The organism is Faecalibacillus sp. TM498 (assembly GCF_020589955.1).
GTDB classification, from domain to species: Bacteria; Bacillota_I; Bacilli_A; order Erysipelotrichales; family Coprobacillaceae; genus Faecalibacillus; species Faecalibacillus intestinalis.
In genome coordinates this window covers 1-628 of sequence record NZ_JAJDKB010000141.1, presented here as the reverse complement: position 1 = coordinate 628, position 628 = coordinate 1, and the positions used below count along the sequence as shown (strand labels likewise).

Genomic DNA, 628 nt, shown 5'->3' with positions numbered 1-628 from the left:
AGCACTTTTTCATTTTCTTTCTTATATCTTATCTCTTCATTTTTTAAACGAATACGTGTCGATTCTTCATTTTCTTTTAAAAGTTTTCCGTAAATATTAAAAATCAATATAATTGCCACATAAACCAAAGCAGCACAAAATAAATTTACCAATACATTAGCATTATCAAATACATAACTTATTCCTAGAAGATACGCAACAACAAGCAATATCAATATGATAATAACAATTGTTAGCCATCTTTTAGTGTTCAGATTGGTATCATAGGTTACTTTTTGTTTTAAAAAAAGTAACACAACTATTAAAAATAAAATTTTAGACAAAACTGTCATTTCTGGTAAAGATAACGAGAATATATTTATATAAGAATTTACCAAATTTCCAATAATTAAGGCGCAAACATCACAAGCAACATCAATAATTAAAGATAAAAAACAAATAATAATACTTTCAATATTAATCTTTTGTCCAAAAATCTTAAGAAAAGCAATTATCACTATACTTGTAACGACTATTAAAAAACCACTTTCATTTATAAAAAGACTTCCAATAGTAATCGTAGAAAAAACAGTCATAAAAAAGGGACAAAATAAATTTTGTCCACATGGTAATAATCTTTGAAGATTAT

The 628-nt window shown here is 24.5% G+C and carries 1 protein-coding gene; it reads right to left on the bottom strand.

Features of this window, described 5'->3' with window-relative positions; translation table 11 throughout:
* Positions 1-628, bottom strand: a 628-nt coding sequence (locus LJD32_RS15045) for a hypothetical protein (protein WP_227403845.1), incomplete at both ends; no start/stop codon positions are given.